The organism is Streptomyces sp. NPDC058619, assembly GCF_042717785.1.
Lineage (GTDB): Bacteria > Actinomycetota > Actinomycetes > Streptomycetales > Streptomycetaceae > Streptomyces.
Genome location: NZ_JBHXQN010000004.1, coordinates 79,662 through 101,701, shown reverse-complemented (window position 1 = coordinate 101,701; position 22,040 = coordinate 79,662). Strand labels below are relative to the sequence as shown.

Sequence of the window (22,040 nt, the reverse complement as noted above, 5' to 3'; positions counted from 1 at the left end):
CGATTCAAGCCAGTTTTACGCCCAGTTCAGGCCGCGTCGGGGCATGGGAAATGAACCCGTGCGCCCCCCGTGCTCCGGCACCGTGGGTTAGGTCACGCTTACTGGCGGTTCCCCACGGGCATCTCCCGTCGTAGAGTCACTTGACGCGCGACCTTGTTGAGCCGACTCCCCCTCCCCTCACTGAGGACGGATATCGCCATGCCGCGTCCGACTGCCGCACAGCTGGCCTACGGGTCCGCCACCGTCATCGTGTCGACGATCGCCATGCTGCTGCTCTCGCAGACCAGCACGGGGCTCGGGGTGGGTGTCGTCTCCGCGGCCGCCCTCGCCCTGGGCCTGCTCGTCGCACTCACCGTGCCCGTACCGAAACGCCGCGGCCGCCACACGGTCCGTACGGCGCCGGGCGCCCGGGTACCCGAGCACAGGACGGCGGCGTCCGAACACCCCGTGCACCACTGAGGGTTGCCGCATCCGGCCGGCGCGCGACGCGCCGCAGGCGGCCTCCCCGGAGGGAGACCGCCCGCTTCGTGCTGCGCGCCGTGGCGCTGCCGCCGTCGTACCGGTCGTCCTACGCGGACCTGACCACCACGGTCTTGGCGACCTTGTCGTGCAGGCCCTGCTTGTACGGCTTGTCCACGAGGACCGAGATGATCAGCGCGATCGGCCACAGGCAGAAGCAGCAGATCAGCGTGGGCAGCCACAGCACGGCGGCGCGGCTCAGCGCCGGGCCGGACTGGGGGACGCTGCCGTCGTTGAGCATCGCGACGCGCAGGCCCATCGCCTTCTTGCCGATCGTCTGGCCGTTCTTCTTGGTGAAGAACCAGTCGTAGCCGACGTAGGCGAGGATCGAGATCAGCGTCATGATCAGGCCGCCGCCGCTGTACGACTTGGTGATGACCTCGGAGATGTCCTCGCCCTGGTCCGTCTCGACGGTGTAGCGGTTCGTGCCGATCGCCAGCTGGATCAGGAACAGCGGGATCGCCACGATGACCACGTCGATGATGCGGGCGGCGAGCCGCTTGCCGATGTCGGCGAGCGGGGGCATCCCGGCGAGCGGATCGGGCATGCCGTGGCCGCCGCCTCCGCCGTAGGGATCGCCGCCTCCGTACGGCGGGGGCGGGGGCGGATATCCCCCGCCGCCGCCCGGGCCTCCGTCGGGCGGTGAGCCGTACGGCGAACCGCCCGACGGAGGCGTCGGTTCCTGGGGCTTCTTGAGGAACGGGTCGTCCTCGGGCGGCTGGCCCTGCGGCGGCTGGTCGGTACTCATGGCCCGAGTCGAACCCGGCTCCGGGGCCCCCGCAACGGGACGGCGTCCGTTCGGGGGACGGGCCGCCCCGGGTGGCTCAGCGGGACACGTACGTCCCCGCCGCCCGGTCGTGCCAGCCGCGCCGGCGCGGTCGGTCGAACAGGCACCAGAGGCTGCCGGGGACGCCGAGGAGGGCGTACACCAGCCAGCGGCGCAGGGCGGCGCCGACGGTGGGCGGCCGCAGGGTGCCGACCGCCAGGACCCGTACGCCGAGCAGCTTCTTGCCGGGGGTGCGGCCCCAGCGCGCGGTGGGCAGCACCTCGTAGAAGACCCCGAAGAGCAGGACGGCGCCGAGGACGAGGCCCACGTCGGTGGCGATGGTGGTGTCGAACAGCCAGACCGTGGTGGTGCGGCCGCCGGCCCGGGCGGCGTCCACCTTGGCCTGGAGGTGCGCGGTGGCCGCGGGGACCAGGGGCAGGGCGACGGCGGCCGCGACGGCTCCGAACACCAGGGAGTCCAGGACGCGGGCCACGACCCGGCGCCCCAGTCCGGCGGGGCGTGCGGCCCGCTCGGCCATCCGCTCGAACACGGCCCGGGGCGTGGTGCCGCGGGCCGTACGGGCCCCCTCCGTACGGGCCGGCTCCTCGGGCTGCGGCAGCGACGGCCGGTCTTCCCCGGCCCGCGGCTGCCACCCGGACGCGGCCGCCGACGGGGCGACGGGCGCCTGGGCGGCGGATGCCTGGGCGGCGGCGGGCCGCACGGGGGCCGGGCGGGGTGCGGGCTGCGCGGCGGCGGGGCGGGGGGCTGCCGGGTTCGCGCGGCGGGGCGCGGCCTCCTCGCGGACGGGGGCTTCGGGGGCCTCAGGCGCGGCCGCCGCCCGGGCCGGAGCCGGAGCCGGGGCGGCCTCGGCCGGACGTGGGGCCGCCGGGGCGGCCGCTGCGGCGCGGGGGCTCGCCTCGGGCCAGGATGACGTCAGGCCGGAGACCGCTCCGCTCCCGCTGCCGCCCGGGGCGTCGGGCCACGCCGGAGCGGGGGCGGCGGGAGCGGGGGCGGCGGCGGCAGGGGCTGCCGGAGCGGGGGCGGAGGGAACGGGGGCGGGGGCGGAGGGGGCGGGGGCGGAGGCAGCCGGCGAGCGCGCCGCGAGGACGCCCGCCGAGACCTGCGCGGGGAACCGCGCCGCCGGTGCGGCCGCCGCGGCGGCGGCCGGCGTACGGGCCAGGGAGACCCCGGGCCCGGCCGGCTCGTCGGCGGCCTCCGGGCGGTGGCGGCCCAGCGAGACCCCGGCCGGACGGGCGGCGGGCTCGCGGGCGGCGGCGGGCTCGTACCCGGCCGGCTCGCGCACGGCGGCGGCCTGGTGCCCGGCGGGCGCGTGACCGGCGGCCGGCGCGAGACCGGCGGCGGGCTCGTACCGGTCGGCGGACGCGTACCGGTCGGCCGGCTCGTACGCGGCGGCGGGCTCGGCGGCGGCCGGCTCGTGCGCCACGGGCTCGTACGCGGCGGCGGGCTCCGCCGGGCTGCCCCACGACACCCGGTGGTCGCGCGGGCCGCCGAAGCCGGCCTGGTGGAGGCGGTCGGCCTGCCACACCGGTTCGCCGGCGGATTCCGCTTCGCGCTCCGGTTCTCGTTCCGGTTCGCGCTCCGACGCGCGTTCCGGCCCCGGCGTCACGGCCGGCGCCTGCGCCGGTTCCGGCAGGGTCTCGGTCGCGGAGGTCTCGTCCAGGAACACCGGCCCCGTCTCCTCCATGGGAGCGGGCCCGGGCACCGGAACGGCCGGAGCGGGGCGGCTCGTACCCGGCACCCACGCGGCGCCGTTCCAGTACCGGACGAACCCGGGGATGGACGGATCCGGGTAGTAGCCCTCGCGGGCCGCGTGCTCGCCGTCACCAGGGGAGGCCGTCATGTCCCCAACTCCGATCGTGGCTTGAGGCTTGTCCAGGGAAGGACCATAGCCAAGAACCTCCCCCCGACAGGTCCGGTAACGGGAGAATGCACGCGTTCGGACAAACTCTGGCCCATACGACTGTTTTCAGTCAGCCGACAGGATTCGGCCAATCTCGGCTCCGCGGCCCGAAGTCGCGTCATACCCCGGCACCTCGCCGCTCTCTCCGGATGTGGGGCGCGATCCGGCCCCGCACAACGACGCGCGGCGCGCACCCGGCGCACGCGCAGTGCACCGAAGTGAGGCCGCCATGCACCACCCCGTCGTCGAACGCGAGCTGGAACTGAAGCTGGTCCTGTCCCCCGAGCGCAGCGTCGCCGTCCCCGCCCGCCTGCTCTACCTCACGGACGACCCGTACGCCGTCCACATCACCTTCCACACCGGCTCCGCCGCTCCCGTCGAGTGGACCTTCTCGCGCGAGCTGCTGGTCGAGGGGGTCTTCCGGCCGTCCGGACACGGCGACGTCCGGATCTGGCCGACGAAGATCGACAACCGGGCGGTGCTCTGCATGGCGCTCAGCTCCCCCGACGGCGACGCCCTGTTGGAGGCCCCCGCCGGCTCCGTGTCGGCCTGGCTGGAGCGCACCCTGCGGATCGTCCCGCCCGGCACCGAGGCCGACCGGCTCGGCCTGGACGCCGCGCTCGCCCAGCTGCTCGCCCCCACCCCGGCCGACGAGCTGTGGCTGCGCGACCCGTGGCCGTCCGACGAGTCGGCGGACGGCAACCTGTGACGCCGGGCTCCGGAGCGGGCCGCGGGGCGCACGGCGAGGCGCACGGGCGGGCGGGCGCACCGCGAGCGCCGGACGTACGGGTGTGCGTGCGGGCCCGCGTCCGGACCGGCGGGCCCGCACGCGTCAGAAGAGCTTGCCGGGGTTGAGCAGGCCCAGCGGGTCGAAGGCGTGCTTGACCGCGCGCTGCATCTCCAGCCCCACCGGCCCCAGTTCGCGGGCCAGCCACTCCTTCTTCAGCACGCCCACCCCGTGTTCGCCGGTGATGGTGCCGCCCAGGGACAGGCCGAGCGCCATGATCGCGTCGAAGGACTCGCGGGCCCGCCGCGCCTCGTCGGCGTCGGCGGGGTCGAAGCAGACCACCGGGTGGGTGTTGCCGTCCCCGGCGTGCGCGCAGACGCCGATGAGCAGGTCGTACGCGCGGGCGATGGCGGCCGTGCCGTCCAGCATCTCGGCGAGCCGCGAGCGCGGTACGCACACGTCGTCGATCATCGTCGCCGGGCGCAGCGCGTCCAGGGCGGTCAGGGACATCCGGCGGGCCTGGAGGAGGAGTTCGGACTCGGCCTCGTCCTCGGCGGGCACGACGGCGGTGGCACCGGCGGCCGTGCACAGCTCCCCCACGGCGGCGAGTTCCCCGGGGGCGTGCGGGGTGTCGAAGGCCGCGAGCAGCAGCGCCTCGGTGGTCTCGGGCAGGCCCATCTTCCCGAGCGCGTTGACGGCGCGGACGGTCGTCCCGTCCATCAGTTCCAGCAGGGAGGGGGTGAGGCCGGCCTCCATGACGGCGCACACGGCGGCGCAGGCGGCCGCGGCGGAGGGGAACTCGGCGGCCAGCGCGAGCTGGCGCGGCGGCGCGGGGCGCAGCGCGAGGACGGCCTGGACGACGATGCCGAGGCTGCCCTCGGAGCCGACGAAGAGCCGGGTGAGGTCGTATCCGGCGACGCCCTTGGCGGTACGCCGGCCCGTGCGCAGCAGCCGGCCGTCGGCCAGGACCACGTCGAGGCCGAGCACGTACTCGGCGGTGACCCCGTACTTGACGCAGCACAGGCCGCCGGAGGCGGTGCCGATGTTGCCGCCGATGGTGCACTGCTCCCAGCTGGAGGGGTCCGGCGGGTAGTACAGGCCCTGGGCGGCGACGGCCCGCGACAGGACGGCGTTGACGACGCCCGGTTCGACGACGGCGATCCGGTCGACGGCGGAGACCTCCAGGATCCGGTCCATCTTCACGAGGGAGAGCACGATGCAGCCGTCGGAGGCGTTGGCGGCTCCCGACAGGCCGGTACGGGCGCCCTGCGGGACCACGGGGACCCGTAGCGCGGTGGCGGTGCGCATGACGTGCTGCACCTGTTCGACGGTCCGGGGCAGGACGACGGCGGCCGGGGTGCCGGCGGCGCAGAAGCCGGCCATGTCGGAGGCGTAGGAGGCCGTCACCTGGGGGTCGGTGAGCAGCGCCTCGGCCGGGAGCCCTGCCAGCAGGCGCTCGGTGAGCTGTGCGGAGAGGTCTTCATCCATGGGACCAGCGTGGCAGCCGGGGCCATCGGTGTGAACACGCCCGCGCCCCTCTCCGGACACTCCGGTGAACTCTTCATATTGACGCACAGTGACCCCATGGACCGTATCGACGAGGAATCGCAGCCGGCGCCGCCCGTGACGTTCACGGGCCGCAAGACGCTCGTGGCGGCCGCGGTCGCCGTGGTCCTGATCGCCGGGGCCCTGCTGATCCGGCCGGCCCGCACCGGGGACGACGCCCGTCCGCCGGGGCCGAGCGAGCGGGCCGCCTCGGCGGTCGGCATGGGCGCGCCCGCGGCGGCGGTGGACCTGACGGCGCTGGTCGCGGACCGGGAGAAGTGGGTCGCGGCGCATCCGGACGACGACGCGTCGTGGTCGGTGCTGGGCGCGGCCTATCTGGAGCAGGCGCGGCGCACCGCGGACACGGGCTGGTACCCGAAGGCGGAGCGGGCGCTGAAGCGGTCGCTGGAGGTCCGCCCGGTGGAGAAGGGCAACTTCGACGCGATGACGGGCATGGGCACGCTGGCCAACGCCCGCCGGGACTTCGGTACCGGGAAGAAGTGGGGCGAGCTCGTACGGGCGCAGGCACCCCGGCGCTGGACGGCGTACCCGGTGCTGGTGGACGCGTACTCGGGCCTCGGCGACTACAAGGCGGCCCAGGCTGCGGCGGACCGGCTGCTGGAGCTGCGGACGGGCCTGGTGGCGTACACGAAGGCCTCGCAGGTCTACCGGGACCGCGGCTGGCGCGAGGACGCGGTGATGGCGATGGAGCACGCGGCGGGCGCCGCCAAGGCTCCGGCGGAGAAGGCCTATGCCCTGTACCGGCTCGGGGAGCTGTCCTGGGAGCGGGGGGAGACTGCGGAGGCCCTGCGCCAGTACGAGGCCGCGCTGCGGACGGATCCGGCGCAGGCGCAGGCCCTCGGCGGCCGGGCGCGGGCGCTGGCCGGGCTGGGGCGCGGCGGGGAGGCGGTACGGGACTACCGGATGGCGCTGGGGCGGACACCGGTTCCGCAGCTGGCGCTGGAGCTGGGCGAGCTGCTGGACTCGCTGGGCCGGGAGCAGGAGGCGCGGGTCCCGTACGACATGCTGAGGGCGCTGGCGGCCCGGGACGGGTCGAACGGCGTCGACGACGACGTGGTGCTGGGCCTGTACGAGGCGGACCACGGCGATCCCGCGGCGGCGGTGCGGCGGCTGTCGCAGGAGTGGTCGCGGCACAAGAGCGTGCAGGTCGCGGACGCGCTGGGCTGGGCCCTGCACAAGTCGGGCGACGACGTGGCGGCGCTGGAGTACGCGAAGAAGGCCGCGGAGCCGGGGCTGCGGAGCGCGGACTTCGCGTACCACCGGGCGATGATCGAGCGCGGCCTGGGCGACGAGGCGGCGACGCGGCGGCACTTGCAGGAGGCGATGCGGACGAACCCCCGGTTCTCGCCGCTGCGGGTTCCGGCGGCGAAGGAGGCCCTGGCCGCGATCGCGCAGCCGGCGGACGGGGGGCCGGAGAACGTGCTCCCGACGAAGCCGTGGGTGGCTCCGGAGCTGCCGAAGCCGAACCCGCCTGCCGCGAAGCCGAAGCCGGCTGCCGTGCCGCCTGCGGCGAAGCCGGCCCCGCCCGCGGCGCCGTCCCCTAAGCCCGCGTCCGACTGACCCCGGGGCTCCGCCCCGCACCCCCACGGCGCTCCGCGCCGCGCCTCAAACGCCGGCGGGCTGGGAGTGCGCCGTCCGGCCGGCGTGTGGCGGCCTACGGCGGGCAGATCCAGCCTCGCCGGCGTTTGAGGCGCGGGGTCTGGGGCGGAGCCCCGGAGTGGGACCCCCGGTGGCCGGCGAGCGGGGCTGGGGCAGAGCCCCCGGGGGCCGGGGCGGAGACCCCCGGGGAGCCGAAACCCCGGGGCCGGGGCGGAGCCCCGAGGCCGAGACCTCGGGGGCAGAGGCCCCGGGGCCGGAGTGGCGGCTAAAGGTTGCCGCGCTTCTCCTGCTCCCGCTCGATCGCCTCGAACAGCGCCTTGAAGTTGCCCTTCCCGAAGCCCATCGACCCGTGCCGCTCGATCATCTCGAAGAAGACCGTCGGCCGGTCCTGCACCGGCTTGGTGAAGATCTGCAGCAGGTAGCCGTCCTCGTCGCGGTCGACGAGGATCTTCAGCTCGCGCAGGGTCTCCACCGGAACCCGCGTCTCGCCCGCCCACTCGCCGAGCGTGTCGTAGTACGAGTCCGGGGTGTCCAGGAACGTGACGCCGGCGGCCCGCATGGCGCGCACGGAGGCGACGATGTCGTTCGTGGCCAGCGCGATGTGCTGGACGCCCGCGCCCCCGTAGAACTCCAGGTACTCGTCGATCTGCGACTTCTTCTTCGCGATCGCCGGCTCGTTGATCGGGAACTTCACCTTCAGGGTGCCGTCCGCGACGACCTTCGACATCAGCGCCGAGTACTCGGTCGCGATGTCGTCGCCCACGAACTCCTTCATGTTCGTGAAGCCCATGACCTTGTTGTAGAACGCGACCCACTCGTTCATCCGGCCGAGCTCGACGTTGCCGACGCAGTGGTCGATGGCCTGGAAGATCCGCTTGGCCGGCGGCTCGACCATCGGGGCGACGGCGACGAAGCCGGGGAGGTACGGGCCGGAGTAGTCGCGGCGCTCGACCAGGGTGTGGCGGGTCTGGCCGTAGGTGGCGATGGCGGCCAGCACGACGGTGCCGTGCTCGTCCTTGACCTCGTGCGGCTCGTCCAGGCCGCGCGCGCCGTGCTCGACGGCGTACGCGTAGGCCGCGCGGGCGTCCGGGACCTCGATGGCGAGGTCGACGACGCCGTCGCCGTGCTCGGCGACGTGCTCGGCGAGGAAGCGGCCGCGGTCGGTCGACGCCTTGATGACCGAGGTCAGGACGAAGCGGGCGGCGCCGTTGGTGAGGACGTAGCTGGCGGTCTCGCGGACGCCGTTCTCCGGTCCGGAGTAGGCCACGAGCTTCATGCCGAAGGCGGTCGAGTAGTAGTGCGCGGCCTGCTTGGCGTTGCCGACGGCGAAGACGACCGCGTCCATGCCCTTCACCGGGAAGGGGTCGGCCTCACGCGCGGTGTGCGGGGTCATTTCGAGGTTCGCCAGAGACTCAGTCATGAGCGCAGAGTCCCGCCGATCCACAAGCTGCGCAATAGTTTCCATTTCTGCTGTACATACTGGCCAGCTCAGCCGCAGCATTGCTGAAACATCTGCGCACTATGACCACCCGGAGGCTCCTGTGGGCATCGACGATCTCGACGGCCGGCTCATCGTCCTGCTCGCCCGCGAGCCCCGGATCGGGGTGCTGGAGGCCTCCCGCCGGCTCGGGGTGGCGCGCGGGACCGTGCAGGCCCGCCTGGACCGGCTTCAATCGAACGGAGTCATCCGCGGGTTCGGCCCGCAGGTCGATCCGGCCGCCCTCGGATACCCGGTGACCGCCTTCGCCACGCTGGAGATCAAGCAGGGCCAAGGGGCCGACGTACGGGCCCACTTGGACGGGGTGCCGGAGGTGCTGGAGCTGCACACCACGACCGGCCACGGGGACATGCTGTGCCGGCTCGTGGCACGGTCGAACGCCGATCTCCAGCGGGTGATCGACCGGGTTGTCGGCTTTGATGGCATCGTGCGGGCTTCGACGGCGATCGTGATGGAAAATCCCGTACCGCTGCGGATCATCCCGCTCGTCGAACAGGCGGCCGAGGACGACACCCGCTGACCACCCCTGACCAGCGCGGGCCGAAGGCGGCCGGACCCAGGAAGAGGTGCCACGGCGTGCACGCCAGCGCCGTCTTCCAGTGCATGGTGATCGCGACCGCGCTGGGCATCGCCATCGGCCTGGTGAGCTATCCGTGTCTGAGACCGACGGCCCGGGCAGCACCTCCGGCGCGACCATCCGGCTGGAGAACCTCACCAAGCGCTACCCCGGCAACCCGAACCCCTCCGTCGACGACGTCTCGATGGACATCAAGGCGGGCGAGACGGTCGTCTTCGTCGGCCCCTCGGGCTGCGGGAAGTCCACCACCCTGAAGATGATCAACCGGCTGATCGAGCCGACCTCCGGCCGGATCAGGATCGGCGACGAGGACGTCACCGACATGGACCCGGTCAAGCTGCGGCGCAGGATCGGCTACGCGATCCAGTCCTCGGGGCTCTTCCCCCACATGACGGTCGCCGAGAACATCGCCCTCGTCCCGAAGATGACCGGCTGGTCCAAGTCCAAGGTGAAGGACCGGGTGGAGGAGATGCTCGACCTGGTCGGGCTCGACCCCCGCGAGTTCCACGGCCGCTACCCGCGCCGGCTCTCCGGCGGCCAGCAGCAGCGGGTCGGCGTGGCCCGGGCGCTGGCCGCCGACCCGCCCGTACTGCTCATGGACGAGCCCTTCGGCGCCGTCGACCCGATCACCCGCGACCACCTCCAGGACGAGCTGATCCGGCTCCAGCACGAGCTGCACAAGACCATCGTCTTCGTCACCCACGACTTCGACGAGGCGATCAAGCTCGGCGACCGGATCGCGGTGCTGCGCGAGCGCTCGCACATCGCCCAGTTCGACACCCCCGAGGCCATCCTCACCAACCCCGACCGACGACTTCGTCTCCGGGTTCGTCGGCGCGGGCGCGGCCCTCAAGCGGCTCAACCTGACCCGCGTACGGGACGTGGAGATCGCCGACTTCCCCACCGTGTCCGTGGACGACCCGCTCCAGCGGATCTTCAACGCGCTGCGCGGCGGCGCGGGCAACGAGCTGCTGATGCTGGACCGGCGCGGCCGGCCGTACAAATGGCTCCGCCGCGGCGACCTGATGCGCGCCAAGGGGTCCCTGGCCCGGGCCGGCCACCTGGTGCACGACACCGTGACCCGGGACGCGACCCTGCACGACGCCTTGGAGGCCGTCCTCACCGACAACGGCGGCCGGGTGGCCGTCACCGGGCGGCGCGGCGAGTACATCGGCGTCGTCGACATGGAGACCCTGATGAACTCGGTGCACGAGATGCTGGAGGCCGACCGGCTGGCGGCCGCCGAACACCGCCACGACTTGGAGGAGCTGCGCCACCACCGAACGGAACAGGAGCTGGAGGGCGGTGCGGACAGCCCGTGAACACCGCATCCCCGCAACGCCCCTCCGGCGAGCGCCCTCCCGGCGAACACGACGTCAAGGGCCACGCGTTCCGTGACGGGATCGCCGCCGGCGCCGAGGAGCCGGCGGCCGTCCCGCAGGCCCCCGCCCGCCGGCTCACCTGGTCCGAGCTGCTGGTCACGCCCGCCGTCCTGGCGCTGCTGCTGCTGGCCACGTACCTGTGGATCACCAGCATCCCCCTCGACCCCATCGAGGAGAACTCCCTCGGCAACGGCAACGTGAAGCTGCGGCTGTGGCAGCAGATCCAGCGCACCGCCATCTCCACCTTCTGGGTGCTGATCATCGCGATCCCGCTGGGCATCGCGCTCACCCGCGGCGGGATGCGCCGGACCGCGCCGCTGTTCACGGCGGTCGCCAACATCGGGCAGGCCACCCCGGCGATCGGCCTCCTCGCCCTGCTCGTCATCTGGCTGGGCATCGGCCCGTCCACCGCGATCGTCGGCATGGTCGCGTACGCCGTGCTGCCCGTGCTGTCCAACACGATCGCGGGGCTGCGGGCGATCGACCCCCAGCTGGTGGAGGCGGCGCGCGGGATCGGGATGTCCGGGACGGGGCGGCTGGTGAAGGTGGAGCTGCCGCTGGCCGTCCCGCTGATCCTGGCGGGCGTACGGACGGCCCTGGTGCTGAACGTCGGCACCGCCACCCTGGCCACCTTCGGCGGCGGCGGGGGCCTCGGCGACCTGATCACCTCCGGCATCCAGACGCAGCGGATGCCGGTGCTGGTGCTGGGCTCGGTGCTGACCGTGGTGCTGGCCCTGTTCGTGGACTGGCTGGCGTCGCTGGCGCAGACGGTCATGACCCCGCGCGGGCTGGAGGCGTAGATGCGTACCTTCCGCGTACCGGCGGCCCTTCGCACGGCGTCGGCGGTCCTGGCGGGGCCGGTGCTGGCGCTGGCGCTCGCGGGCTGCGGCCTCAAGAGCGGCTCCCCGATGGCCGACGACGTCCAGCCGGGCTCGGTCGGGCAGGGCCGGCCCCTGGAGGGGGCCTCGCTCACGATCACCTCGAAGAACTTCAGCGAGAACATCGTGCTCGGCCAGATCCTCGGCCTCGTCTTCAAGGCGGCCGGCGCGGAGGTCCTGGACCGCACGAACCTGCCCGGCTCGATCAGCGCGCGCGAGGCGATCCGCAAGGGCGACGCGGACGCCATGTACGAGTACACGGGCACCGCCTGGATCACCTACCTGGGCAACACCGAGCCCATCGACGACCCGCAGGAGCAGTGGGCGGCGCTGCGCGCGGCGGACGCGAAGAACGGGGTGGTGTGGCTGCCGCCGGCCACCCTCAACAACACCTACACCCTGGCGATCAGCAAGAGGAACAACGCGAAGTACGGGCTGAAGACGATGTCGGACGTGGCGAAGCTGGCCAAGGAGGACCCCGCGGCGGTGACGCTGTGCGTGGAGAACGAGTTCGCCGCCCGCCAGGACGGGCTCCCGGGCATGGAGAAGGCGTACGGGATGAAGATCCTGGCCGGCAACATCCGGAAGATGGACGCCGGGATCATCTACACACAGGTCTCGAAGTCCGACTCATGCCTGCTGGGCGAGGCGTTCACGACGGTCGGCCGGATCAAGGCCATGGACCTGGACACCCTGGCGGACGACCGGCGCTTCTTCCCGAACTACAACGCGGCGCCGGCGGTCAACGCGAAGACGCTGGCCGAGTTCCCCGTGATCGCGGAGCTGCTGGCCCCGGTGACGGCGAAGCTGACGACGGCGGTGGCGCAGGAGCTGAACGCCAAGGTGGACGTGGAGGGGGAGGACCCGCACGCGGTGGCGAAGGACTGGCTGCTGAAGGAGGGCTTCAGCAAGGAGGGCTAGCGGGGGCGGGACGGCGGCGGGGCGGGGGTCTGCGGCATCCGCGGCAACCTGAGGTGCTCCGAGGCGATTTGAGGTGATCCGAGACGATCCGAGGCACTCAGCGATCCAAAGAATACATTGCAAAGAAACCCTTGCATAGAAACCTTTGCAACTCTATCGTCGAGGCATGCCTGAGACACCGGAAGCCCCGGAACCCCCACAGCGCTCCCCCGGCCAGGACCAGGCCCCCGAGGTCCGCACGCTCGACGCCCGCTCCCTGCGCGGCCTGGCCCATCCGCTGCGCATCCGGATGCTGGCCGACCTGCGCCACCAGGGTCCGGCGACCGCCTCCCAACTGGCCGAGCGGCTCGGGGAGTCGAGCGGGTCGACCAGCTACCACCTGCGCCAGCTCGCCGCCCACGGGTTCGTCGAGGACGCGCCGGAGCACGGCAAGGGCCGTGAGCGCTGGTGGCGGGCCGCACATGACGGCACGCGGTTCGACGAGAGCCTGATGTACAGCGAGGACCCCGCCACCCGGGGCGCGGCCGACCTGTTCATGCACGAGATCGCGACGATCCACACGCAGGAGATGAGCACCTGGCTCGGCAACGCCCACCACTGGTCACAGGCCTGGCGGCGCGGCTCGGACCTCAGCGACTTCACGCTGCACCTGACCGCCGAGCAGAGCCACGAGCTGATCCACAAGATGCACGACCTGGTCAACGGCTACCGCGACCTGCCGCCCACCGAGGGCACGGAGGCGGTCCGCATCCACACACACGTCCTCCCGGGCACGCTCACGCCCACCACGCCCCGGCCCGCGGCCGGCTAGGCAGCTCCTCGCCCCTCGCCACGGGCATCGGGCCCCGGGCGCCTCGGGCCTCGGGCGCCGGACCCCGCCCTGCCCTGCCCCGTTCCGTTCCGTTCCGTTCCGTCCCGATCATCCGCAGAAGGAGTCACCTGCCATGTACGCCTTCGACCACGTCCGCGCGCACGCCGCCCGCACCGCCGAGCTGGCCGCCGAGGCCGCCGAGCGCCGCCTCGCCCGGGAGGCCGCTCCGGTCACCGCTGCTGCCGCCGGGCCGGTCGCCGCCGCGCTGCCCGCCCTGCGGAACCGGCTGGGCGAGGCCCTGGTCGCCGCCGGGACCCGGCTCATGCAGCCCGCCCGCGTTCACACCCGGTACCAGCGGGGCGCCGCGTGAGCAGACGTCCGTTCGCCGCGGTCCTTGCCGCCAACACCATCTCCATAGCGGGGAGTTCGCTCACCCTCATCGGCGTCCCGTGGTTCGTGCTGGAGACCACCGGAAGCGCCGCCCGGGCCGGTGTCGTCGCCTTCTGCGCCACCCTGCCCGTCGTCGTCGCCGCGCTCGTCGGCGGCCCGGTCATCGACCGCGTCGGCCGCCGCCGGGTCGCGGCGGCCTCCGACCTCGTCTGCGGCCTCGCGGTGGGGGCGGTCCCGCTGCTGCACCACGCGGGGCTGCTGGAGTTCTGGATGCTGTGCGCGCTGATGGCCGTCAGCGGCCTCGTGCACACGCCGGGACTGACCGCCCGCTACGTCCTGCTCCCCCACCTCGCCGAGCACGCCGGGACGTCCGTGACCCGGGCCGCGGGCCTCTACGACGCCGTCTCGCGCGGCGCCCGCATGATCGGGGCGGCGGTGGCCGGCGTCCTCATCGCGGCCTTCGGCGCCGAGACCGTACTGCTCCTGGACGCGGCGACCTTCGGGGTGTCGGCGCTGCTGCTCACCGCGTTCCTGCGCGGGATCCCGGCGGCCGAGCCGCAACGCGCGGCCGGGAAGGTGTCGTTCGCCTCCTACCGGGCCGAACTCACCGAGGGGTGGGCCTTCCTGACCCGTTCGCGGCTGCTGTTGGGCGTCACCGTGATGGTGATGATGACCAACGGCCTGGACCAGGGCTGGTCCTCGGTCCTGCTGCCCGTGCACGCCGGCGGGAGCCTCGGCGGCGCCGGTGCGCTGGGCCTGCTGATCTCGCTCTTCGGCGGTTTCGCGCTGCTGGGCGCCCTGCTCTACGGGGCGTGGGGCGAGCGCTTCCCGCGGCGGACGGTGTTCGCGGCGGCCTTCCTGGCCTCCGGAGCGACCCGGTACGCGGTGGCGGCCGTCACCGACACGACCCTGCCGCTCGCGGTCACGATGGCCCTGGCCGGTCTGGGCGCGGGCATGCTCAACCCGATCCTGACGACGGTGATGTACGAGCGGGTTCCGGAGGAGCTCCGCAGCCGGGTGTCCGGGGTGACGACGGCGGGCTGCGAGCTGACCATGCCGCTGGGCGGGCTGGCCGCCGGTCTGCTCGTCGAGGGGTTCGGGGCGACGCGGGCGCTGCTGCTGTTCGGCGGCGCCTACCTGCTGACGACGCTCGCCCCGCTGGTCTTCCCGGCGTGGCGCGGGCTGGAGGCCCCGGGGCCGGCCGCGGACCTCAGCAGGACGGAACCGGCCCTCCCCGGTTCAGCGCGCGCAGGGCGTTCACCGCATCCGTCAGCGAGGTGACGGGGACCAGCCGCAGTCCCTCGGGGAGTTCCGACAGCGCGTCCGAGCACTCCGCCTTCGGTACGAGGAACACGCTCGCCCCGTCGCGGCGCGCGGCCTGGGTCTTGAGAGGGATCCCGCCGACCGGGCCGACCTTGCCGTCGGCACTGATCGTGCCCGTACCGGCGATGCTGCGGCCTCCGGTGAGGTCGCCGCCGCTGCCGTCCCCGTCGAGCTTGTCGACGATGCCGAGGGAGAAGAGCAGACCGGCGCTCGGGCCGCCGACGTCGGCGAGGTTCAGCTTGACCTTCACGTCCTCGGGGTCCTTGTGCAGGAAGCCGAGGGCGGCGTCGGTGGCGCTCGACTGGGACGTGGCCATTTCCTTCAGGTTGTGCGCTTCGATCTCCTCGTCGCTTCCGCCACCGGAGTAGACGGCCTCCTTGGGCATGACGGACCGGGCGGGGTCGAACCAGTGGTCGACGAGTTCCGGCAGGGTCACCGTCGTGGAGGGTCCCGTCGCCTGGATGGTGGTCATGCGGAGCTGGCCCCGGGTCTCCCGGGTGGGGGCGCCGGCGACCGCGATGACGGCCTTGCCGTCCCGCTCGCCGAGCACGTCGGCCGTGAGGCCGGGCTGGGCGATCACGAAGGGCAGCGGCGCGAGCGCGGCGACGGCGAACAGCGCGACGACGGGCACGGCGCAGACGGCCAGGGCGGCGGGGAGCGGCAGACGTGTGAGGCGAGAGAGCACCCGCCCAATCTATCGGCCCACCGCCCACGCTTGACTGCTCCCCCGCCCCGCCCACACCTGAGGCGACCGCCCCGGCCCCGCCGACGCTTGAGGCGCACCACCCCGGCCCCGCGGCGTTCGAGGCGCGGGGGTCCGGGGGCGGAGCCCCTGGCGGCGGGGCCGCAGGGGCGGACGGCGGCACGCAGACGGGCCGGGTCGGTGCCCACCTGCGGCACCCGCCCCGGCCCGGCCCGCGTCAGCGAAGCGCGTCCGCGACCTCGCGCGCCGCGTCGACGACCCGCGGCCCGACCCGTTCCGGTACCGCGTCGGCCAGCATCACGACGCCGACGCTGCCCTCCAGTCCGGTGATGCCCACGAGGGGCGCGGCGGCGCCGCTGGCGCCCGCTTCCAGCTCACCGTGGGTCAGCGTGTAGCCCGGCTCGATCAGCGTGCCCTGGCGGGCCGCCAGGATGGCCCGTCCGGCGGCCCCGCGGTCCAGTGGGTGGCGGAAGCCGGGCCGGTAGGCCACGTGGTAGTCGGTCCAGGTCGGCTCCACGACGGCGACGGCGAGCGCCTCGGTGCCGTCGACGAGGGTCAGGTGCGCGGTGGCCCCTATGTCCTCGGCGAGGGACCGAAGCGCGGGCAGGGCCGCCTCGCGGACGAGCGGGTGCACCTGGCGGCCCAGGCGCAGCACACCGAGGCCGACGCGGGCCCGGCCGCCGAGGTCGCGGCGGACCAGGGCGTGCTGTTCGAGGGTGGCCAGAAGCCGGTAGACCACGGTGCGGTTGACACCGAGGCGGTTGGAGAGCTCGGTGACGGTCAGACCGTGGTCGGTGTCGGCGAGCAGTTTGAGGACTCTGAGCCCTCGGTCGAGAGTCTGGGAGGTTTCCGCGGTCACGACGCCTCTCCCTCTTTCGGTGGGCGGCGGTGACTCTCGGGGTGGCGCGCCGCCGGTCCCGCGGCGGCGCACGGAGAGGCCGCCGGTAGCGGCCATGGCACCGGCTGCGCTCCCGCGGCGGCGCTGCCACGGTGCGTTCGATGCGGGGACAGTAGCGAGCGGGTCCGCTCAGCGGAAGGCCTCGTCCAGAATCCGGGCGCCTACTACCTGTTTATGACGGTTCCTGATCGACCTCGGTGTCAATTTGTGACCTCGCGGCTCTTCGGAGGTCCCCGGAACACCCTCGCGCCGCACGCGTCCGAAACGTCGGCTCCGGCGGCCCCGAACCGGTGCGCCCGGCGCACCCGGAGCGCGTCGCGGGCGGACCGCGCGCCCCGACGGCGCGGCGCACCCGGGCCGGTCGCGGCAGCGCCCCCGGCGGTCGGTCCGGCCGCCCCCGCGAGCGCTCCGACGAGCGTACGGGCGAGATCCGCGGGCGCCGGGACCACGTCCACCGCCCGCCTCCGGCGCCCCCGGACGGAGGGACCGGCGGTGGCTCAGAACCGCCGTTCGGGGGGACCCACCACACGGCGCGGGCCGGGGTCCGTGCGATGCCCCGCACGGACCCCGGCCCGTCCCCTGTACGAACGGCTCACCGCATGCGGGTGGCCCACTCCTGCACCTTCTTGATCCGCTCGCGCAACTGCCCCGCCGTGGCCTCCGCGCTCGGCGGGCCGCCGCACACCCGGCGCAGCTCCGTGTGGATCACCCCGTGCGGCTTGCCGCTCTGGTGGACGTACGCGCCCACCATCGTGTTCAGCGACTTGCGCAGCTCCAGCAGCTCCTTGTGCGAGACCACGGGCCGCCGGTCGGCCGGCAGCTCCAGCAGGTCCGCCTCCGAGTCCGGCTTGCGGCGGCTGTGCGCGATCTGCCGCGACTGCCGCTTCTGGAGCAGCATCTGCACCTGGTCCGGCTCCAGCAGCCCCGGGATGCCGAGGTAGTCCTGCTCTTCTTCACTGCCCGGGTGGGCCTGCATGCCGAACTCGGCGCCGTCGTAGAGGACCCGGTCGAAGACGGCGTCGGACTCCAGCGCCTCGAAGGACATCTGCTCCTCGTCGCCGGTGTCCTCGTCCTCCTGCTTGTTCGCCTCGTCCATTTCCTTCTCGGACTCGGCGTACGGGTCTTCCTCGCCCTGCTTCTTCGGCTTGTCGAGCACGTGGTCGCGCTCGACCTCCATCTCGTTCGCGAAGCCCAGCAGGTAGGGAATGGTCGGAAGGAACACGGAGGCCGTCTCGCCGCGCCTGCGGGATCGCACGAAACGCCCGACGGCCTGCGCGAAGAACAGCGGCGTCGAGATGGTCGTCGCGTAGACGCCCACCGCCAGCCGCGGCACGTCGACGCCCTCGGACACCATGCGGACGGCGACCATCCAGCGGCTGCCGTCCACGCTGAACTCGTCGATCCGCTTCGACGCGCCGGTGTCGTCGGACAGCACCACGGTCGCCTTGCTGCCCGTGATGTCCTTCAGCAGCTTGGCGTACGCGCGCGCCGACTCCTGGTCGGAGGCGATGACGAGCCCGCCCGCGTCCGGGATGCCCTTCCTGACCTCCGTGAGGCGCTGGTCGGCCGCGCGCAGCACGTTCGGCATCCAGTCGCCGCGCGGGTCCAGGGCCGTGCGCCAGGCCTGCGAGATGGCGTCCTTGGTCATCGGCTCGCCGAGCCGGGCGGCGATCTCGTCGCCCGCCTTGGTGCGCCAGCGCATGTTGCCGCTGTAGGAAAGGAAGATCACCGGCCGGACGACGCCGTCGCCCAGCGCGTTCCCGTAGCCGTAGGTGTAGTCGGCGGAGGACCGCCGGATGCCGTCGTTCCCCTCCTCGTACGCCACGAAGGGGATCGGGTTGGTGTCCGACCGGAAGGGGGTGCCGGTCAGGGCGAGGCGCCGGGTCGCCGGGTCGAAGGCCTCCAGGCAGGCCTCGCCCCAGGACTTCGAGTCGCCCGCGTGGTGGATCTCGTCGAGGATCACCAGGGTCTTGCGCTGCTCGCACCGGTTGCGGTGCAGCATCGGGCGCACGCCGACACCCGCGTACGTCACGGCGACCCCGTGGTAGTCCTTGCTCAGCGGGCCCGCCGAGTACTCAGGGTCGAGCCGGATGCCTATCCGGGCGGCGGCCTCGGACCACTGCTTCTTCAGGTGCTCGGTCGGCGCGACGACGGTCACCTGCTGGACCACGTGGTGGTGCAGCAGCCAGGACGCGAGCGTCAGCGCGAAGGTGGTCTTTCCGGCGCCCGGGGTCGCGACCGCGAGGAAGTCCCGCGGCTGGGTCTCGATGTAGCGGTCCAGCGCCCCCTGCTGCCAGGCACGCAGCGCGTTGGCGGTGCCCCAGGGGGCACGGCCGGGGAAGGCGGGTGAGAGGTGGTGGGAGGCGGTAGTAGTCACGGTCTCCGGTTCGTGCTCTCGGCGTACTCGCGTACTGGTACGGGCAGTCGTACGTAGGACAACCGGGCCACCCTACCGGCCCGGCCCCGCCCCTCGCGGAGGGACAGGCCCGTGACCTCGGGCAGTGCGGCGAGCGTCACATCCGGCGCAGCCGCTCCGCGATCCGCCCGGTGTCCGACTCGTTGCCGGCCGCGACGTCGATGACCAGGCCGTACGCGAGTTCCTGGTCGACGTCCCCGAAGTCGGCGCCGTTCACGGTGAGGAAGGTCGCGGCGGCCAGCCAGGCGGTCCGCTTGTTCCCGTCGACGAGGGGGTGGTTCACGGCGATGGCGTGGAGCAGCGCGGCGGCCTGCTCGTACGGGTCCTCGTAGGCCGGCGTCCCGAACATCCGCGCCCGGGGCCGGTGCACGGCTGACTCCAGCAGCCCGGGTGCGCGCAGCTCGACGGGCTGCCCCTGGGCGAGGCAGGCGTACCGGGCCAGGTCGAGCACCTCGGCGAGCGTGAGGTGCCGTACGGGGGCGGCGGCGGTCCCCGGGGCGGTCCCGGCCCGGGCCGGGGGGCGGGCCGTCACGAGCCGAGCCGCTTCAGCAGCGCGGAGTGCCGCTCCGCCAGCCGCCCGGCGGCCGCGCCGACCCGGGCGCGCTCGGCCCGCAGGTGGGCATGGACGGCCTCCAGGGCGACGGCCTCGGGGGTGCTGCCGACGGCGTCGGCCAGATCGGCCAGCTCGGCGCGCTCGGCACCGTCCAGCCTGATGATCATCCCGTCCATCCGGCGACCCTAGCCGCGGCGGGGCCGGAGCTCCGCCGGTTTTCGGCGGGGGCGGGGGCGGGGGCGTGGGCAGCTGGGCCGCGGGGACCGGGGCGCGGGCGGCCGGGGCGCGGGCGGCCGGGGCGCGGGCAGCTGGGCCGCGGGGGTCGGCGCCCGGTCACGGGGGCGGGCGGCAGGGCCGCGGCTGCCGGCCGCCGGTCAGCGGTCGGCCGGAACCGGGGGCCGGTCGGCGTGCAGGCGGGTCGCCACCCAGGCGCCCACCAGCGCGACGCACGCCATCGGCAGGAAGACCACCACGAAGGCCCCCGGGTGCGAGGCACCCGCGTCGGCGGCCTCCGCCACGGCGTGCGCGGCCCCGACCGAGCCCCCGCCGAGCGCGGCGAACGCGGCGCCGCCCCCGGCCAGCAGGACCACGTTCGCCAGCGCGTCGGAGATCTGCAGCGCGGCGGAGTTGGACCCGGCCTCCTCCGGCGCGGACAGCTTCAGCAGCAGCACGCTCGTCGAACCGATCACCAGGCCCATGCCGAGGCAGCCCAGCGCCCAGGCCAGGGCCAGCGTCCACACCGGCACCGACTGGATCAGCACCGCGGGGGCGGCCGCGATGGCCACCGCCACCATGATCATCCCGCCGACCATCAGCCGTTCCCGGTACGGCGCCATCCGCCCCTTGGACTGCACCCACGAGCCGGCCGCCCAGGTCACGCCGCCCAGCGCGAGCGAGAACCCGGCCATCGTCGGGCTCAACCCCCGCTGGGTGACCAGCATCAGCGGCACGAAGCTCTCCGCCGCGATGAACGACCCCGCCGCCACCCCGCGCAGCAGCACCACCGACGGCAGCCCGCGCCGTGCCCGGTACGTCCCGCGCGGCAGCAGCCCCCGTACCGCGGGCACCATCAGGGCCGCGCCGGCGGCAGCCGGCAGCAGCGACAGCCACCGCAGGTCCTGGGCGGCGTACTGGAGCAGGCCCGCGCCCGCCGAGATGCCGAGGGCCAGCCGGATCCGGCGCCGGTCGAAGGCGGCGGGCGCGCCGCCGGTGTCGACGGGGCCGGATGCCGTCCGGCGGATCGCGGGCAGCGCGACGACCAGGGGGACGACCACGAGGACCGGTATCCCGAGGAACACCCACCGCCACCCGAGGTGCTCGGTCACCGTCCCGGAGGCCAGCGGGCCCACGATGGACGGCACCACCCAGCTCGCGGCGAAGGCGGCCATGATCTCGGGGCGCAGCCGTTCCTCGTACGCCCGGCTGACGACGACGTAGAGCGCGACGATCACGAGGCCGCCGCCGAAGCCCTGGACGGCCCGGCCGAGCACGAACACCCACATGGCGCCGGCCGTCCCGGAGAACACCAGCCCGGCGGCGAAGGCCCCGATGCCGACGGTCAGCGGCCGCAGCGGACCCTGCCGGTCGGCCCACTGGCCGGACAGGACCATGCCGAAGAGGCTGGTGGTGAAGTAGGCGGAGAACGCGAAGGCGTAGAGCGCGATCCCGTCGAGCTCGCGGGCGGCGACCGGCATGGCCGTGCCGACGGCGGTGGCCTCGAAGGCGATCAGGAAGACGACGGAGATGATCCCGATGCTGAGCGTCCGGTACGCGGACCCCAGAATGCCGCCCGGCGGCGGGGGCGGAGCCGGGGCGGCGATCTGGGGCACACGGGGTTCAAGGGCACTCATCGCCCCAGAGTAAGGGGCATAGCCGCATGTCAGCCCTGTCAATTCGACTGATCCCCCCTCATCCCCCAGCCCTAGGACCGGGGGGCCGGGGGGCCGGGCCGCTCACCCGCTGGGACTCCGGTCAGCCAGCGGGCAGTTGCGCGGCCTGCTCGGGCAATCCGCCGCCGTCCCGGCAGTCCAGCTCCTCGGCCAGGGCGCGGGCGGCGGAGTGCGCGATGAGGAGGTAGTCGTTCCCGAGCTCGGCCTTGCGGGAGACCCGTTCCCGCTGGTCCTCGAAGGTCATGGTGACCCTGCGGGTCCCGTCGCCGTAGACCCGGGGACTCTCGCAGTCGAAGGCGATCGCCCGCGCGTTCTCCCGGTTCGTCACCCGGACGCCCCCGCCGCGCTGGCTGTCGGGCCCGGGCCTGAGCCGGATCTCCCCCACCCGGCCCCCCGCTCCGACCTCACCGGTCGCCAGGCACACCGGCACGGGAGCCAGGTTCTGCAAGGCCCGCGCCATGGCCGCGACGCCGACGGCCTGATCGTCGTCCGGAATCAGGTACGAGGACTCCAACACTCGCTTCATCGCTTCCCCGGCCGCCGCGTCGAGCAGCCCGGGGCAGCCGTCCCCCGTCGCCACGGCGGCCTTCTTCGCTGAGCCCTCGGGGGCCTCGGTGCCCGCCCCGCACCCCGCGATCAGAACCGTACCCGCCACCAGCACGGAGACCCGCGCCCCCTGCTTCCGCGTCCACGCCATGCCCCG

General features: G+C 73.9%; 20 protein-coding genes and 1 pseudogene. 10 read left to right on the top strand and 11 right to left on the bottom strand.

Annotated elements, in window-relative coordinates; all coding sequences use genetic code 11:
* The first annotated feature begins 198 nt into the window (after window positions 1–198).
* The gene (locus ACFWTC_RS06190) at window positions 199–459 is read left to right on the top strand and encodes a hypothetical protein (protein WP_383924471.1); all 261 of its coding nucleotides are present in this window, start codon (window positions 199–201) and stop codon (window positions 457–459) included.
* A gap of 109 nt (window positions 460–568) precedes the next feature.
* On the opposite strand, the gene ACFWTC_RS06185 is transcribed toward ACFWTC_RS06190, so the two are convergent.
* Both ACFWTC_RS06185 and ACFWTC_RS06180 read right to left on the bottom strand, forming a co-directional pair.
* On the bottom strand, window positions 569–1,267 hold the full coding sequence (locus tag ACFWTC_RS06185; RefSeq protein WP_383924468.1) for an RDD family protein: 699 nt from the start codon (window positions 1,265–1,267) through the stop codon (window positions 569–571).
* Between the two features lie 76 nt (window positions 1,268–1,343).
* A complete protein-coding gene (locus ACFWTC_RS06180; RefSeq protein ID WP_384028272.1) occupies window positions 1,344–3,146 on the bottom strand; it encodes an RDD family protein in 1,803 nt (600 codons plus the stop codon).
* Between the two features lie 289 nt (window positions 3,147–3,435).
* On the opposite strand from ACFWTC_RS06180, the gene ACFWTC_RS06175 reads away from it, so the two are divergent.
* The gene (locus tag ACFWTC_RS06175) at window positions 3,436–3,915 is read left to right on the top strand and encodes an SsgA family sporulation/cell division regulator (protein WP_384028274.1); all 480 of its coding nucleotides are present in this window, start codon (window positions 3,436–3,438) and stop codon (window positions 3,913–3,915) included.
* Window positions 3,916–4,038: 123 nt separating this feature from the next.
* Here the strand turns inward: ACFWTC_RS06175 and ACFWTC_RS06170 are convergent, their stop codons facing one another.
* Window positions 4,039–5,421: an FAD-binding oxidoreductase gene (locus ACFWTC_RS06170; RefSeq protein ID WP_383924459.1), complete on the bottom strand. Its 1,383-nt coding sequence runs from the start codon at window positions 5,419–5,421 to the stop codon at window positions 4,039–4,041.
* A 96-nt stretch (window positions 5,422–5,517) separates the two neighbouring features.
* Here ACFWTC_RS06170 and ACFWTC_RS06165 point away from each other — a divergent pair, with 96 nt between their 5' ends.
* Window positions 5,518–7,059 (top strand): tetratricopeptide repeat protein, encoded by a 1,542-nt coding sequence (locus ACFWTC_RS06165; protein WP_383924457.1) that lies wholly within the window; start codon window positions 5,518–5,520, stop codon window positions 7,057–7,059.
* Window positions 7,060–7,363: 304 nt separating this feature from the next.
* Here ACFWTC_RS06165 and hppD read toward each other — a convergent pair whose 3' ends face one another.
* Window positions 7,364–8,518: a 4-hydroxyphenylpyruvate dioxygenase gene (gene hppD, locus ACFWTC_RS06160; protein ID WP_383924455.1), complete on the bottom strand. Its 1,155-nt coding sequence runs from the start codon at window positions 8,516–8,518 to the stop codon at window positions 7,364–7,366.
* Window positions 8,519–8,639: 121 nt separating this feature from the next.
* On the opposite strand from hppD, the gene ACFWTC_RS06155 reads away from it, so the two are divergent.
* From ACFWTC_RS06155 to ACFWTC_RS06125, 7 genes and pseudogenes are all read left to right on the top strand, one after another.
* Window positions 8,640–9,116 carry an Lrp/AsnC family transcriptional regulator gene (locus ACFWTC_RS06155; RefSeq protein ID WP_383812818.1) on the top strand — a complete coding sequence of 159 codons (477 nt, stop codon included), beginning with the start codon at window positions 8,640–8,642 and terminating at the stop codon, window positions 9,114–9,116.
* A gap of 133 nt (window positions 9,117–9,249) precedes the next feature.
* A pseudogene (locus ACFWTC_RS06150) lies at window positions 9,250–10,495 on the top strand (betaine/proline/choline family ABC transporter ATP-binding protein).
* A complete protein-coding gene (locus tag ACFWTC_RS06145) occupies window positions 10,492–11,355 on the top strand; it encodes an ABC transporter permease (RefSeq protein WP_383924452.1) in 864 nt (287 codons plus the stop codon). Before ACFWTC_RS06150 ends, ACFWTC_RS06145 begins: the two are co-directional and overlap by 4 nt.
* Window positions 11,356–12,354 (top strand): glycine betaine ABC transporter substrate-binding protein, encoded by a 999-nt coding sequence (locus ACFWTC_RS06140; RefSeq protein ID WP_383924450.1) that lies wholly within the window; start codon window positions 11,356–11,358, stop codon window positions 12,352–12,354.
* 166 nt (window positions 12,355–12,520) lie between these two features.
* Window positions 12,521–13,165 (top strand): ArsR/SmtB family transcription factor, encoded by a 645-nt coding sequence (locus ACFWTC_RS06135; RefSeq protein ID WP_383924447.1) that lies wholly within the window; start codon window positions 12,521–12,523, stop codon window positions 13,163–13,165.
* A 133-nt stretch (window positions 13,166–13,298) separates the two neighbouring features.
* Window positions 13,299–13,535 (top strand): hypothetical protein, encoded by a 237-nt coding sequence (locus ACFWTC_RS06130; RefSeq protein WP_383924444.1) that lies wholly within the window; start codon window positions 13,299–13,301, stop codon window positions 13,533–13,535.
* Window positions 13,532–14,836 (top strand): MFS transporter, encoded by a 1,305-nt coding sequence (locus ACFWTC_RS06125; protein ID WP_383924441.1) that lies wholly within the window; start codon window positions 13,532–13,534, stop codon window positions 14,834–14,836. The genes ACFWTC_RS06130 and ACFWTC_RS06125 overlap by 4 nt, the downstream gene beginning before the upstream one ends.
* Here ACFWTC_RS06125 and ACFWTC_RS06120 read toward each other — a convergent pair.
* The 7 genes from ACFWTC_RS06120 to ACFWTC_RS06090 all read right to left on the bottom strand — a co-directional run bounded on the left by ACFWTC_RS06120 (window position 14,766) and on the right by ACFWTC_RS06090 (window position 22,034).
* Window positions 14,766–15,563, bottom strand: a complete 798-nt coding sequence (locus ACFWTC_RS06120; protein WP_384028276.1) for a S16 family serine protease — start codon at window positions 15,561–15,563, stop codon at window positions 14,766–14,768. The genes ACFWTC_RS06125 and ACFWTC_RS06120 overlap by 71 nt on opposite strands.
* Window positions 15,564–15,798: 235 nt before the next feature.
* Window positions 15,799–16,440: an IclR family transcriptional regulator gene (locus ACFWTC_RS06115; RefSeq protein ID WP_054222485.1), complete on the bottom strand. Its 642-nt coding sequence runs from the start codon at window positions 16,438–16,440 to the stop codon at window positions 15,799–15,801.
* Window positions 16,441–17,071: 631 nt separating this feature from the next.
* The gene (locus ACFWTC_RS06110; protein WP_383924435.1) at window positions 17,072–18,856 is read right to left on the bottom strand and encodes a DEAD/DEAH box helicase; all 1,785 of its coding nucleotides are present in this window, start codon (window positions 18,854–18,856) and stop codon (window positions 17,072–17,074) included.
* A 136-nt stretch (window positions 18,857–18,992) separates the two neighbouring features.
* Window positions 18,993–19,427 (bottom strand): type II toxin-antitoxin system death-on-curing family toxin, encoded by a 435-nt coding sequence (locus ACFWTC_RS06105; RefSeq protein WP_383924432.1) that lies wholly within the window; start codon window positions 19,425–19,427, stop codon window positions 18,993–18,995.
* Entirely contained in the window at window positions 19,424–19,624 is a 201-nt protein-coding gene (locus ACFWTC_RS06100; protein ID WP_383924430.1) for a hypothetical protein, read from the bottom strand. Before ACFWTC_RS06100 ends, ACFWTC_RS06105 begins: the two co-directional genes overlap by 4 nt.
* A 198-nt stretch (window positions 19,625–19,822) precedes the next feature.
* On the bottom strand, window positions 19,823–21,298 hold the full coding sequence (locus ACFWTC_RS06095) for an MFS transporter (protein ID WP_384074071.1): 1,476 nt from the start codon (window positions 21,296–21,298) through the stop codon (window positions 19,823–19,825).
* A 121-nt stretch (window positions 21,299–21,419) separates the two neighbouring features.
* Window positions 21,420–22,034 (bottom strand): hypothetical protein, encoded by a 615-nt coding sequence (locus ACFWTC_RS06090; protein ID WP_383924426.1) that lies wholly within the window; start codon window positions 22,032–22,034, stop codon window positions 21,420–21,422.
* Between the last annotated feature and the right edge of the window lie 6 nt (window positions 22,035–22,040).